General features: G+C 53.0%; 13 protein-coding genes. 6 read left to right on the forward strand and 7 right to left on the reverse strand.

The window, feature by feature from the left end; translation table 11 throughout:
* Nucleotides 1-7 precede the first annotated feature (7 nt).
* Nucleotides 8-757 carry a C40 family peptidase gene (locus tag R6H26_RS17795; RefSeq protein WP_404784246.1) on the forward strand — a complete coding sequence of 250 codons (750 nt, stop codon included), beginning with the start codon at nt 8-10 and terminating at the stop codon, nt 755-757.
* 6 nt (nt 758-763) lie between these two features.
* On the opposite strand, the gene ruvB is transcribed toward R6H26_RS17795, so the two are convergent.
* From ruvB to R6H26_RS17810, 3 genes are all read right to left on the reverse strand, one after another.
* Nucleotides 764-1,900 carry a Holliday junction branch migration DNA helicase RuvB gene (gene ruvB, locus R6H26_RS17800; protein ID WP_404784248.1) on the reverse strand — a complete coding sequence of 379 codons (1,137 nt, stop codon included), beginning with the start codon at nt 1,898-1,900 and terminating at the stop codon, nt 764-766.
* A gap of 686 nt (nt 1,901-2,586) precedes the next feature.
* Nucleotides 2,587-2,970, reverse strand: coding sequence for a hypothetical protein (locus R6H26_RS17805; RefSeq protein WP_404784249.1), 384 nt, complete (start codon nt 2,968-2,970; stop codon nt 2,587-2,589).
* A gap of 230 nt (nt 2,971-3,200) precedes the next feature.
* Entirely contained in the window at nt 3,201-3,992 is a 792-nt protein-coding gene (locus tag R6H26_RS17810) for a pentapeptide repeat-containing protein (protein ID WP_404784251.1), read from the reverse strand.
* Nucleotides 3,993-4,259: 267 nt separating this feature from the next.
* Between R6H26_RS17810 and R6H26_RS17815 the strand changes: the two genes are divergently transcribed.
* Nucleotides 4,260-5,021 carry a phosphodiester glycosidase family protein gene (locus tag R6H26_RS17815; protein WP_404784252.1) on the forward strand — a complete coding sequence of 254 codons (762 nt, stop codon included), beginning with the start codon at nt 4,260-4,262 and terminating at the stop codon, nt 5,019-5,021.
* On the opposite strand, the gene R6H26_RS17820 is transcribed toward R6H26_RS17815, so the two are convergent.
* Nucleotides 5,005-5,508 carry a CAP domain-containing protein gene (locus R6H26_RS17820; protein WP_404784254.1) on the reverse strand — a complete coding sequence of 168 codons (504 nt, stop codon included), beginning with the start codon at nt 5,506-5,508 and terminating at the stop codon, nt 5,005-5,007. The genes R6H26_RS17815 and R6H26_RS17820 overlap by 17 nt on opposite strands.
* A 210-nt stretch (nt 5,509-5,718) precedes the next feature.
* Nucleotides 5,719-6,771 carry a thiamine-phosphate kinase gene (gene thiL / locus R6H26_RS17825; RefSeq protein ID WP_404784256.1) on the reverse strand — a complete coding sequence of 351 codons (1,053 nt, stop codon included), beginning with the start codon at nt 6,769-6,771 and terminating at the stop codon, nt 5,719-5,721.
* Nucleotides 6,772-6,864: 93 nt separating this feature from the next.
* Here thiL and R6H26_RS17830 point away from each other — a divergent pair, with 93 nt between their 5' ends.
* The gene (locus R6H26_RS17830) at nt 6,865-7,788 is read left to right on the forward strand and encodes a DUF4351 domain-containing protein (protein ID WP_404784258.1); all 924 of its coding nucleotides are present in this window, start codon (nt 6,865-6,867) and stop codon (nt 7,786-7,788) included.
* Here R6H26_RS17830 and R6H26_RS17835 read toward each other — a convergent pair.
* Both R6H26_RS17835 and R6H26_RS17840 read right to left on the reverse strand, forming a co-directional pair.
* Nucleotides 7,780-8,217, reverse strand: coding sequence for a DUF2442 domain-containing protein (locus R6H26_RS17835; protein ID WP_404784259.1), 438 nt, complete (start codon nt 8,215-8,217; stop codon nt 7,780-7,782). The genes R6H26_RS17830 and R6H26_RS17835 overlap by 9 nt on opposite strands.
* Nucleotides 8,210-8,461 (reverse strand): DUF4160 domain-containing protein, encoded by a 252-nt coding sequence (locus R6H26_RS17840; RefSeq protein ID WP_404784261.1) that lies wholly within the window; start codon nt 8,459-8,461, stop codon nt 8,210-8,212. Before R6H26_RS17840 ends, R6H26_RS17835 begins: the two co-directional genes overlap by 8 nt.
* 128 nt (nt 8,462-8,589) lie before the next feature.
* Between R6H26_RS17840 and R6H26_RS17845 the strand changes: the two genes are divergently transcribed.
* From R6H26_RS17845 to R6H26_RS17855, 3 genes are all read left to right on the forward strand, one after another.
* The gene (locus R6H26_RS17845; protein ID WP_404784262.1) at nt 8,590-11,202 is read left to right on the forward strand and encodes a DUF3458 domain-containing protein; all 2,613 of its coding nucleotides are present in this window, start codon (nt 8,590-8,592) and stop codon (nt 11,200-11,202) included.
* A gap of 80 nt (nt 11,203-11,282) precedes the next feature.
* Entirely contained in the window at nt 11,283-12,548 is a 1,266-nt protein-coding gene (locus R6H26_RS17850) for a M16 family metallopeptidase (RefSeq protein ID WP_404784263.1), read from the forward strand.
* Between the two features lie 116 nt (nt 12,549-12,664).
* Nucleotides 12,665-13,504: a hypothetical protein gene (locus R6H26_RS17855; protein ID WP_404784264.1), complete on the forward strand. Its 840-nt coding sequence runs from the start codon at nt 12,665-12,667 to the stop codon at nt 13,502-13,504.
* Nucleotides 13,505-13,547: the final 43 nt, after the last annotated feature.

Here is a 13,547-nt window from a genome sequence, read left to right on the forward strand (position 1 = left end):
GGTTTTTATGATCGCGTTTGACGCAAGACACATTTTCGATGCTTCGAGGCAAGGGATCGCCTATGAAGCAATTCGACCGCTGAATTTGTACGATTCGCCCGCCCTCAATGCTTTAGCCACCCAAGCCCAAGCTGGCAGACAACTGCGATTTCAGTCCGTCGGCGCTGCGGAGGAGGGGGTGGCTCTGCCGATGGTGCTTTGCGAGGATGACTACCCTGGTTGGATGGGCCGATCGGATTTAGCAGCCCTTCAACCTGCAACTGCCGCCTACGTTCCCTCTAGCCTGTCATTGGCAGAGATTCAGGCGCGGATTCCGCTGGCGATCGCTTTTGCACGAGCGGCCATGGCCCAACCCAACTGCTATCTTTGGGGCGGTACCCTTGGCCCCAATTACGATTGCTCTGGGCTAGTACAACACGCGTTTTCAACCCAGGGGATTTGGCTCCCCAGAGATGCATACCAGCAAGAAGCTTTTGTAGAGAGAATTGAGAATCCAGGCGATCGCCCAGAAGCGCTTGTAGATGTTCTAGAACTTGGCGATCTCATCTTTTTTGGGACGCCTTTGAAAGCCACCCACGTTGCCATCTACTTGGGTGGTGGAGACTACATCCACAGTTCTGGGAAAGACCGAGGGCGCAATGGCATTGGCATCGATTCCTTGGTCGATCTCAAAGAGACGGTCAGCCAGAACTACTACGCTCAAATTCGCGGGGCGGGGCGCGTCGTTCGCAGCTACGCACCTCGGTCGCTCTCTTAAAGATTGCTATCTCAAGATAGAAAGCTGATGCTCTGGCGGGTCGAAGCCGAGATGCTTCCAGGCGGCTGGAGTGGCCACTCGCCCCCTAGGAGTGCGGTTGAGGTAGCCAATTTGCAGCAGGTATGGCTCGTACACTTCTTCGATGGTTTGGGAATCTTCTCCCGTCGCGGCGGCTAGGGTATCGAGTCCTACGGGTCCGCCGCCATAGTGTTCGATCATGACGCCGAGCAAACGGCGATCGGTCCAGTCTAGGCCGCAGGGGTCTACGTTAAATAATTCCAGTGCTTCGACGGCGATCGCCCCTGTGATGGGACGGACTTGCTTGACGGCTGCGTAGTCTCGGACCCTGCGCAGCAGGCGATTGGCAATCCGGGGCGTACCGCGCGATCGCCGCGCGACTTCTTGGGCTGCATCGGGGAGGATTTCGACGCCTAGGATGGTGGCGGTGCGCAAAATAATTTGGTCGAGTTCGTCGGGTTCGTAGAAGCGCAGCCGTTGGATGAAGCCAAAGCGATCGCGCAGGGGTGAGGTTAGGGCACCGACGCGGGTTGTGGCACCGATGAGGGTAAAGGGCGGGAGGGGGAGGCTGCGAATGCGGGCGGATTGGCCTTTGCCGATGGTAATGTCGAGACGATAGTCTTCCATTGCGGGATAAAGCAGCTCTTCGGTCATCCGCGATAGGCGATGGATTTCGTCGATAAATAAGATGTCGCCCTTTTGGAGGTTCATGAGCAGCCCGACGATATCGCGGGGGCGCTCTAGGGCGGGGGCGCTGGTCACTTTACAGTTAACGCCCATTTCGGTGGCTAGGATGAGGGAAATGGTGGTTTTACCCAACCCTGGTGGGCCGTAGAGCAGGAGGTGATCTAGGGGTTCTTGGCGGGATTGGGCGGCCTGAATGGTGATTTTAAGGACGTCTTTGAGTTCTCGCTGCCCGATGTATTCAGATAGCTTTTGAGGCCGCAGTTTTTCGTCATTTTGGCTGCGTCGTTCTTCTGGTGCGGCTTCCGGTCTGACGAGGGAGGGCGTTTCGGCGATGGGCAGAGCGGAGCGGTCTGGGGTAATTTCTGATGCGGCTTTTTGCTTTTGGGATGGCTTGTCGTCTGGCTGAGACGGTTGAGCCTGGGAGGATACGATCGCCATGGTGCTACTGATACAGAGCTACTCTTGAGTGTAGCTAAATCTGAGATCGACGGCGCTGTTTCTAATAGCGGTTGGATCGAGCGGAGATACGATTAAAGATAATTTTCACGTAATTTAATTTCTGAGCCTCAAAAAGGATAATAATGCCAGAAACACCATATAGTTTACAATTAATAGATATTGATAATTCACGACAAGATCTATATACGGAGAAGGAGCTTCTACTTGATGCAATCTTTTTCGATATTTGAGCGATTCTAAACCTATCAAAACAATTGATAAGACATAAAATAATATTATTGACTCATTTTTGAACTTTTCCCATCCAAAAATTAAAATTACCAATCCTAAAGATATCAAAAATAGGCTCTGCAGCGATACTTTCCAGGCAGGTATCTTATTTACTTTTTCTCGATCCTCCTCATCAAGACTGTTACGTTCTTTTTGCATAGATGAAGCTAGAAAACACATGAAAATAAATTGAAGTATAGCGGCACCAAAAATTATAGTATTCATTTATAGTTTTACTAAAATTGCAGCTCTACAAGTAATTCATGAAGACGAAGATTAAGATAGAATTAATTGCTTTTATCTATTGCCATGAGAATTCCGTTTGGATTCAATTAAAACGCACAAGACAAGCAAGTAAACATAATTTCATTCTGCATTGAAGCTGCCCTTAACTGCTAGTCAAACAATATAAAGAATGAATAAATTGAAAATCCTAAAATTTTTAAGATTTGAGCTTTAAGCCAGATTGAAATATACGAAGGATGAAATTCATTCTTTCCAAGCTCTCTATAGTTAACTAATGCAACAGACACAAAAAACACAATTGAAGTTATGTAGAATAATACAAATAAGTGATATTTAAAAGCTTGCCAAACAATCGCGGAAATGTAAACCAGGCTTATAGTCAATAAAAATAGCATAAAAGTAGGCCATTTGAATTTATGTATTTGCTTAGCTTTTAGTTGATTTTCGGGATCGAGCTTATTAAGTGCTTCCTCTTCTAAAGAACTTGAACAAATCGTAGTTACAATCCAAAATAACGTTGCTACGTAAAACATCTGCTGATTCTCTTGAAATAATTTTTCTCGATTAAATTAATTACAAAAAATATTTTTTCGCGAAGTCGAGCACCTATTGAATGACAAATGAAAGCTTGGGGTGGAATACTTTACATTCTTTAGGTATATGCCTAGCATACTTAAGGGACAATGTATTTTATTTGCTTTGAAAACCGCAACATTTATTAATCCAAAAAACACTTTAAAATCCGAGGATAAAGCAATACAATCTATTGCAAAATAACACCTTCAAAGGTTGTATTGCTCAAGTCTGCACCTTGAAAAAATGTTCCAGGCAATGTTTTTAGATCTGAGATCAATTTCAAAAGCTGATACCCAGAAAGCCAAAGCGAGCTCGCGCCCACCCCGGACAGCCCCAAAGCCAGCAACACATTTGCCGTACTCCACGCAGCGATCGCCCACATCCCCACAAAGAATGTAAACCCGTAAGTCGCGCTCGCGCTGGCCGTTGCAACCCCTAGCTTCAGCCAAGGGCGATCGATGGCAACCCGAAGCAACAATCCCATCGAGAGCAGCCCCACGATCGCGCCAAAAGTCGCATTTGAGGGATTCGAGTTAGAGAAATATCCCCCGTAAAAAAAGCCAAACAGCATTCCATTGAGAAGACCTGTCATCCATTGGCCTATCTGCTGGAAAGGACGGGTTGCAAAAAAAGTAATGGCCGAAAAAACACCAATACCAGCCAAAACGCAATGGAGGAGAACGACATAGAACCAAGCTGGGTCTTCCCACGTTTTGCCGAGCGTCCCAAACACCATCCGCGAAACGGCATCGATCGTCACCGCAGCAACGCCAAGGATTACAGATAGCCTCAACCCAGTTTGAAATCGCGAGCGCCCCATCCGGGCGCGATTGAAGTTTGCGCCGATCGCACAAGCCTTGCGAAAGTCGCAACCTCTGAGGTCAGCCCCGCTAAAATCCGCTCCCCTCAAATCTTGTCGGGCAAAAGAGCGATTTCGCAAATTCTGTCCGGCAAAGCTACACTGGCTTTTGTCTCTCATTGAAAGCAGTTTTTGGGTTTTACTTTGGCTGTGAAGCGCGCGCTGCAATTTAAATAGACGCTAGAAATGTTTAACGGAAACGGTATGATGTCTTCCGATTTAAAGCTTAGGTCATTTTGGCCTTGGGCCTTTGTCATAGGTCTATTGAGTCTTCCGATTGTCCTTTGCAGTCCATCGTATCTGCATCGCCCTCCGCAACAATCCCAGACAAAACGCCTATTTCAGGGCATCGCTTACCAACGAACCTTTCGCTCAACACCTCGCCCCATGATGGTGCATGTCGTAGCTCTCGATTTGAAGGCACCCGGTCTTACAGCTTTCGTGACTCCCTCCATTTCCGTCACTCCCTCCGCTCGCTCTAAACGCCCATCCCATACCTTGGCGCGAACCACCTCCGTTTTTGCCAACGAATTTGGACTGCAACTGGCAATTAACGGAAATTTCTTCTATCCATTTCATGAGGACACCCCGTGGGATTACTATCCGCACCAGGGCGATCGCGTATGGGTTTCGGGCAACGCAATTTCTAATACCAACCCCTACCCCGTCGGAAAAAACAAATTGCCAGCCATTTGTTTTACGAAGCAAAAGGCTGAAATAGTTGCAGATGGCTCCTGTCCGACGAAGACGGCTCAGGCGATCGCTGGGAATGAAATCTTTGTAAACCACGCTCAGCCATTGCAGCATCCATCCCGACAGGCTAGAGATTGGGACAAACCCTACCCGCGCACTGCCATCGGGCTAGACCGTTCGGGGACGAAAGTTTGGCTGATCGTGGTTGATGGCAAACAACCCTTATACAGCGAGGGTGCAACCATGACAGACCTGGGGGAGATCGCCGCCCAGCTAGGTCTCGAATCAGCCCTCAATCTAGATGGCGGCGGCTCTGTTACCCTGGCGATCGCTACTGCCAAGGGACCAATGCTGTTGAACTCGCCCATTCATGCCAAACTGCCGACCGTAGAGCGCCCTATTGCCAACCACCTCGGATTTTATGCAAATCCCGTTCGGTTCAAGAACGACGGGTAAACATTTGCACCGCAAAAACGCGTCCGCTGCCGGGATCGATCGCGAGTCCGTAACCAAAGCGCTGGTAGTTTGGATTCATCAGGTTCCGGCGGTGGGGCGCGCTGGACATCCACTGCCGCTGAAACGTTTCGAGGAGTTGGGCCTTAATGCGCTTCACCCTCGGGTCTTCCCTCATCCCTATATTTTCAGCCGGGAATCCGCTCCCGCCCGCAGCGGTGAGGCGATCGGCGGGCGATTCCCCTTCGGGAGAGTAGTGATCGAAGTAATTGCGCCTGAGCATATCCTCCGCGTGGCGCTGAGCCGCCTGGGATAGCTCTAGATCCTCCGCCATCGGGGGAAGACCGTCCGCAACGCGATCGCGGTTGGCCAAGTCCAGCGCAAATTGCCGTACATCTGGTCGGTTTAGCTTTTGAGGGGCGAAGGCTAAAGGCTCCTGCCCGCGAGGGGCAGCCCATGCAGCATCAGAAACTTTGTTTGAGATCGTCAATGGAAAAATAGACGCGAAAGAAAGGCTCAGCCAGACAAGCCGGGATAAAAAGAAAGGGAACGCAAGCTGCATGGGGATTGTTAACTTAAATTAAGCCGAGCAAAAGTAGAGTGCCCCGCTCGAGCGCCCAGTCGATCGGCAATCCCAAATTTCCCGCCCCCTGCGTTAAGGCAGCGGGCAGCAGCGAATGAAGGTGAAGCGGCGAAAATGCTAACCAGCAGGGCGATCGCCAAAGTGCTGAAACCCTCGATCTAGGCTGAGCTTCAGATCCGGTTGAGAACCGCTGGCATCCTTGAGGACGACTTGTGGGTCGGTCGCGATCTCTCCAATGAGGGCAGCCTTTCCTCCCAGTTGGCGGACGAGTTGTCGGGCGATCGCCTCTGGCAAGCACAGGACCAGTTCGAAATCTTCTCCCCCGTACAGCACCCAATCGAGACGGTCTTGGGCAGAGAGAACGGTCCCGAACGCATCGGGAACGGGCAGGCATTCTTGCCACAGACAAGCCCCCACGCCGCTGGCGCGACAGATCTGAAGCACCGCGTCAGCTAAACCATCGCTGCTGTCCATTCCAGCGACGCGGACAGTCGGGTCGATTTGGCGCAGGAGCGGCGGCACGTCCAAGCGCGGGGTAGGGCGTTGATGGGCGCGTTTGAAATTTTGGCGCGTTTCCTCGCTCCAGTCTTGGCCCCATTCGGGATGGAGCAGCAATTCCAGCCCTGCCCGCGAAGCCCCGTGCAATCCCGTTGCGACAATGGCATCTCCCGGTCGGGCGGCGGAGCGCAGGATTTGACGATCGGGCAGGACTTCCCCTAAGGCGGTAATGGATAGGGTCAAGATCGGCGATCGACAGAGGTCGCCGCCCAGAATGGGGGTGTGATAGCAATTCAGGCATTCGGTCATACCTTCGTAAAGCTCGTCGAGCCAGCGGACAGGTGTTTCTGAGGGCAGTCCCAGGCTCACGGTGATGCCCAGCGGATCTGCTCCCATGGCTGCTAGGTCGGAGAGATTTGCTGCCGCCGCACGCCAGCCCGCATCTGCCGGAGAGGTCGTGCGAATTGCTGGGTTGGCTAATCCCAGGCTGAAGTGGGTGCCGTCCACCAGCATGTCCGAGGTGACGACCAAGTGGCGATCGCCCCGCGTTGGCAAAACGGCAGCATCATCCCCCACCAAGTGGGCGGGACAAAACCGATAAAGGCGCTGTAAAAGCTGCTGTTCGCCGATCTCGCTGACGAGGCAATCGGGACTGAGGGAATATTCATCCATTGGACTTGGTCCTGTGATACGTGCGATCGCCCCTAAGGTCCATCCGAGCAGAGAATCTCATTCTTTAAATAACGACGATTAAACTATGACAGTATGTTGAACGTTCGGTATGGGAATGTGGCTAAAAATCTGTTCGACCAGTTCTCCAAGCTACTTCTCGAAGAGGTGCTGTCTCCGTTTGGCTCAGTCGAAACAAGCTGTGAGGTATCTGGCGAAGCCCAATTTGTAGATGTTTATTTTGAGCCAAGTCCATCTCCTACGCTTGCTGCCCGCGAGCTAGGGCTGTCGGGAAAAATTGCGCAGACGCCCTGCCTCTTAGAGCCGTTCAGAAATCAGCCCACACCTGCTGAAGTTCGCAGTTGTCTGCTGAAGCTCTATCAAGTGCATGGGGACTATCAACGAAAAGCAAGGCGGGAACAAGAAAGCATTGCGGAAGAGGCTTTGCCCCAATTATGGATTTTGGCTTCTTCTGCATCGGATGCTTTGCTGAGTCGATTTGGAGCTACGCACAATGATGAGTGGGGTGCTGGGGTCTATTTTCTAGCAATTGGTCTCAAGGTAGCGATTATTGCCATCAATCAGCTCCCGCTGACTGAAGAGACAATTTGGCTAAGATTGTTGGGTAGAGGGCAGACTCAAAAACAGGCCGTCACAGAAGTCATCGCGTTTGATACGAGGGATCCTAGGCGGTCAACTATACTGAGGTTACTAGCAAATTGGAAAATCAGTATTGAGCTTACGGATCGAGTTGAAGCTGAAGAGGAGTTGATGATGGCTTTATCGCAAGCTTATTTGGAATGGGAACAACAAACCGAACAAAAGGGTAGAGCTGAGGGCGAACAGGTAGGCGAAGCAAGGCTAATCATGCGACAGCTAACCCGTCGATTAGGGCAGGTTGCACCTGAGATTGAAGCTCAAGTTCGAGCGCTTTCTCTGCCCCAGCTCGAAGCTTTAGGTGAGGCACTGCTGGATTTTTCTGGGCCTAATGATTTGGTGGACTGGCTGCGATTAAATTAGGGTCGTCTTACGAGGTCGGCCCCCACGCTTGCCATTCTCTTTAGAAGCTTTCGCCTTCGCGGCTGATTTCGCTTGCCCACCCAGCCGTCCTAACTCAGACATCCAGTTTTTTGTGCCAAAGATTCCTGCAACCAGTTGCGGCACCCCTAAATCCACGTCCAGGCTTCTCCAGTGCAAGCCATAACCAGACGGTGTGACTTCAACTTCGGCAAGCTGTTCGGCGATCGCCACCTCTAAGCCTTGCAGCAGCTTATAAGGAAAACCCATTACCACACCACTCTGGAGTTCAATAAAAATTCTTTCTGAATCTATTTCATACCAAGCCTTTACAGCACGAGGTTCAGTTTCTGCTAGCGCTTCACCCGCTTGACGAGCCCGATCGATTTGCGATTGCAAAACCGCATCAATTTCAAAATTACTGCTACTCATGAATTTTTCTCCATTGGGCTAGTAAATCAGCCTGATGTTCTTTAACGAGGCAAAGCGATTTGACCACGTCCTTGTCACTAATTTGTCCAGTAATTGTCATTAGAGTGGGAGAAGTGTCTTTACCTCCCAAATTGATTCGCACTTCACCACTTCCCTTAAATATATGGACGTGGCAAGGGAGGTGGTCGTTGGGATAAATGACCACCCGAAAGCCATTGTGTCGAAGAACCTGCGGCATAATCATTCCTGCACACCCTCAATGTAACCTAACCGTTAGGATATTGCAGCTTTATCCAAAGCGATCGCCCATCCAAGCCACCCACGCCGAGATCCATTAATCTGGAGAGAACTCAGCTAAAGCGCAATGCAGCTATGTCTCACCACTCCCACCTGTTCTTCGACACCGAAACCTCGGATCGCAAGCGGTTCGACCTCCCCGGCGCGCGCCCCCACTACATCCCCGATCGCCCCGGACAGGTCGAGCATATCTTCCTAGACCTTGCCTTAGATTTTACCAACCAGCGCTGTACGGGCACCTGCAACATTCGCCTCAATCCCATCCGCAGCGGCATCGAGCAACTGACCCTAGATGCCGTAGATCTAGACATTCAAGACGTGCGGATCGGGCGCGCCAAACAGGGATTTGACTGCGACGGCCAGCAGTTGATCGTTACCCTCAAACAACCCACCGTCATCGGCAAAACCCTCAACCTCAGCATCGCCTACACCGCCGATCGCCCCCAACGGGGACTCTACTTCGTACAGCCGGACGAACATTATCCTAAAAAGCCCGTCCAAGCCTGGACCCAAGGGGAAGACGAAGACTCCCGCTACTGGTTTCCCTGTTTCGACTATCCCGGTCAACTCGCGACCTCAGAAGTGCGCGTGCGCGTCCCGCAGCCCTACATTGCCGTTTCTAACGGCGCTCTGGTCGATAAATCCACGGACGGCGACGACGCCATTTACCACTGGCGACAGAATCAGGTACATCCCACCTACCTCATGACCCTTGCGGTGGGAGACTTTGCCGAACTCGCCGATGAGTGGAAACACCCCAACGGTTCTGCGATTCCAGTCCTGTACTACGTCGAAAAAGGCCGCGAAGCCGACGCCCAGATCAGCATGGGCAAAACCCCGCGCATGATCGGATTCTTCAGCCAGAAATACGGCTACCCCTATCCCTATCCCAAATACGCCCAAGTCTGCGTCGATGACTTTATCTTTGGCGGCATGGAGAACACCTCCACCACCCTCCTGACCGATCGCTGCCTCCTGGACGAACGCGCCGCCCTCGACAACCGCTCCACGGAAACCCTCGTCGCCCACGAGCTGGCCCACCAATGGTTTGGCGACCTACTGGTGATCAAACACTGGTCCCACGCCTGGATTAAAGAAGGGATGGCTTCCTACTCCGAAGTGATGTGGACGGAGCACGAGTACAGTGCCGACGATGCGGCCTACTATCGCCTTGAGGAAGCCCGCCGCTACTTTGGCGAAGACAGCAGCCGCTACCGCCGCCCCATGGTGACGCACGTGTATCGCGAGGCGATCGAACTCTACGATCGCCACATTTACGAAAAAGGCTCCTGCATCTATCACATGCTCCGCGCCGAGCTGGGCGAAGACCTGTTCTGGAAAGCAATCCAAACCTTCGTACGGGACAACGCCCACCAAACCGTGGAGACGATCGATCTGCTCAGGGCGATCGAAAAAGCGACGGGGCGCAACTTGGCCTTTTTGTTCGACCAGTACGTCTATCGCGGCGGGTTTCCAGAATATAAGGTGACCTACAGTTGGGATAGCGATGCAAAACTGGCCAAAGTAACCGTCACCCAAACCCAAATAGACGATAAAGATCCCGAACCCACTCGCTTCGACCTCAAAATTCCGATCGCCTTTAGCGTCCTGAAGCAGAAGAAAGCTTCAGTCCTGCAAACCCTAACGGTACGGGTTCGCGAGAAAGAACAATCCTTCTACTTTCCCCTTCCCGAAAAACCTGCATTTCTCAGCTTCGACGCGGGGAATCACACCCTCAAACAAGTCACGCTAGAGTATCCCTTGCCCGAGCTAAAGGCTCAGCTTCACCACGATCCCGACCCCGTCTCGCGGATCTATGCGGCGGAGGCGATCGCCAAAAAGTCCACCCTCGAAGCCGTCAAAGCCCTCTCCAAAGCCCTCGATTCCGACCCGTTTTGGGGAGTGCGGGCGGAAGCGGCCAAACAGCTCTCTACGATCGAGCTGGATCAGGTCTTTCATGCGCTCCAGACGGGGTTGAAAGACCCGGAAGCAAGGGTGCGGCGTGCCGTGGTTGAGGCGATCGCCGCGTTCAAGACCAGCGACAGTTACAAAGCCCTGAAACCGATGACGGAAAAAGGCGACCCCAGCTACTACGTGGAAGCGGCAGCGTTGTCTGCCCTAGGGGCGATCGCCGCCTCGCCCTTGCAAGACAAACCGAAGGAAGAGAAAGCCATCAAGCTGTTTAAAGGCGTGCTGAAGGAGCGCGGGGGCTGGAACGAGACGGTGCGCGGGGGCGCGATTTCCGGCCTCAGTCAGCTGAAGTCTTCTGCGACGGCCCTCGGGATTTTGCTGGACTACACCGGGGTGGGGACGCCCCAGCCGTTGAGGTTGGCCGCGATTCGGAGTCTGGGGGCGATCGCCTCCGGTCAAGCTGCCGCCCAAGTGGATCGAATCTTAGAGCGCCTGTCTGGGTTGGCGGACGAGTCTTTCTTTCTAACCCAAGTTTCAGTTGTCATTGCCCTAGGGCAAATGGAAACGCCTAAGGCGATCGGGATTTTGCGGCGATTGGCTTCTCGTACGCCTGATGGACGGGTGAAGCGGATGGCAGAGGAAGCCATCAAAAAAGTGCAAGGTGCGCTTGGGTCCGACCAAAACCTTAAATCCATTCAAGGCGAGCTGGAGGAGCTGAAGAAATCGAATCAGGAACTCAAAAGTCGTCTAGCGGAGTTAGAGGCCAAGGCAAAGTAACGTCCTCCAAGTCAATTGGCGTATTTTGCCTAAATCGTCAAAACTAAGAAGAGACGGTATGTCCTTTTGCCATAACTGTAATGCCTGCTTCCGCCCCGCCCGCGCTGCAAAATCCAACCTGCCACCAAACTGCCTCAGGTTTGACCGTCATTGCCGAACAGATGCCCATCGAGGCCGTTAACTTTAGCCTTTGGATTCCCATCGGCTCTGCGGTCGAAACCGACGACATCAACGGCATGGCTCACTTTCTCGAACACATGGTATTCAAAGGTACCCAAGCACTGGCTCCCGGTGCGTTCGAGCGTCAGGTTGAGGCGTGCGGGGGCGCGACCAATGCCATGACCAGCCAAGACTATACTTGCTTCTACATCAATACCGCCCCTCAGGACTTTAAGGCGATCGCCCCCCTTCAGATGGACTTAGTCCTCAACGCCGCCATCCCCGAGCTTGAATTCGAGCGCGAGCGTCAAGTCGTGCTTGAAGAAATCCGACGCTCCCAGGACAATATTCGCCGCTGTGTATTTGCGCGGGCGATGGCGTTGACCTTTGACCGCCTTCCCTACCGCCGTCCCGTTTTAGGTCCGGCAGAAGTCATCGCGACCCTCACCGCCGAACAAATGCGGCAATTTCACCGCCAGTGGTACGCGCCGTCCAACTTAACCGCCGTCGTCGTCGGCAACTTACCCGTTGAAGTCATGGTGGAAACGCTGGAGCAGCAGCTTAGCTCCCATCGCACCCCTGCCGTAAAGCCAGTGCCAGCCCCGCTCTTACCAGAACCTATTTTGACCGAAACGCAGCACCAAGAGGTCCGGGACGACCGACTGACAGAAGCAAGGCTCATGCTTCTTTGGCGCGTCCCCGGTCTTGAAGATCGCTGGCAAACTTACGCCCTCGATGTGCTAGCGCGAATCTTGGGTGCGGGTAGAACCTCGCGGCTGGTCAAAGATCTCAGAGAAACCCGAGGGTTAGTCACCCACATTAGCGTTAGCAATCTCACCCACGTTGCCCAGGGAATCTTTTGGGTTTCGGCTCACCTGCCCGTCGAAAATATCGACGTTACAAAGGCCGCAATTTTAGAGCATATCCGGCAAATTCGCGAAGATTGCGTCACTGCCGCAGAACTGACCCGAGTGCAGCGACAAACTGTCAATTCTTTTATTTTTGAAAATGAAACCCCCTCTAGTCGGGCGGGCCTTTATGGCTACGCTCAGGCCATTGCGGGAGATCTAGCGACGGGACTTAACTACGCCAGCTGCATTCAGGCAGTGGATCGAGTGGCGGTGCAGAATGCCGCCCAAACGTTTCTATCTTTAGAGGGGTATCGAACTTTGGTCATGTACCCTTAAACCGTTGTCACTGCTAGAGCGAGGCTTGAAAGGAGCGGAGCTAAAAAAGCCAGACGATCGAAGAAAGCCCCCTGCAGTAGCATGAGTGAAGTCCATTCCGCAGACAGGTAGGTGCTATGACCGTCGAACCCGCGCAATCCGTCGCCGAACGCGAATGGTGGGCCCAGCGATGGATTGACGTCCTGGAATCCTTTGGCTGGCGACGCCGCCTAGAGCGCGCCAGAAACTACGTGCGCGAAGGTAGAGTGCTGGCGCTCAAATTCCAAGGACCGCAAGTCCTCGCCCAAGTCCAAGGAACTGCCCCAGAACCCTACGAGGTTTCCCTGGGCCTAGACCCTTTCACCGACGAGCAGTGGAGCTACGTCATCGAAGAACTCTCCACGCGAGCCATCTTCGCCGCTAAGCTGCTGGCAGGCGAAATGCCCCAGACCATTGAAGAGGCTTTCACCGCCAGCGGGCTCAGTCTATTCCCCTTCAGCAAATTCGACATCCACAGCACCTGCGACTGTCCCGATCCGGTCAATCCCTGCAAGCACATCGGCGCAGTGTATTACCTTTTGGGCGACTACTTCAGCCAAAATCCGTTTATCTTATTCGAGCTGCGGGGCCGGACTAAAGCCCAGATCGTCGATTCCTTGCGCCAGTTGAGAAGCACCCCGGAAGCCGCTGCTGAGGTCTCCGGCGATCGCCTCGAACGCCCGTCCGTCCTACCCGATCTCGCCCAGCGATTTTGGCCGTATGCCGCTCAGCTCGACTCGTCTCTCGTCGTCATCGCGCCTCCGCCGACTCAAGAAAATGTCTTGGATCTACTGGGACCGTTTCCTCTAGAGGAGCCTGCGGGGTCAAATGGCGGCAACTTAGAAGGGCAGAAACTCCTCGAAGCCCTGCGGCAGATGTATCAGCAGGTGCATTACCAAAGCCTCATGAATGCCATGATGGCGCGGGAACGCGAGTAGATTTGAGGGTGGAGCTAAGCTTGAGCAGAACTCGAGCAGTTGC

The organism is Altericista sp. CCNU0014 (genome assembly GCF_044923475.1).
GTDB lineage: Bacteria > Cyanobacteriota > Cyanobacteriia > Thermosynechococcales > Thermosynechococcaceae > JAAURS01.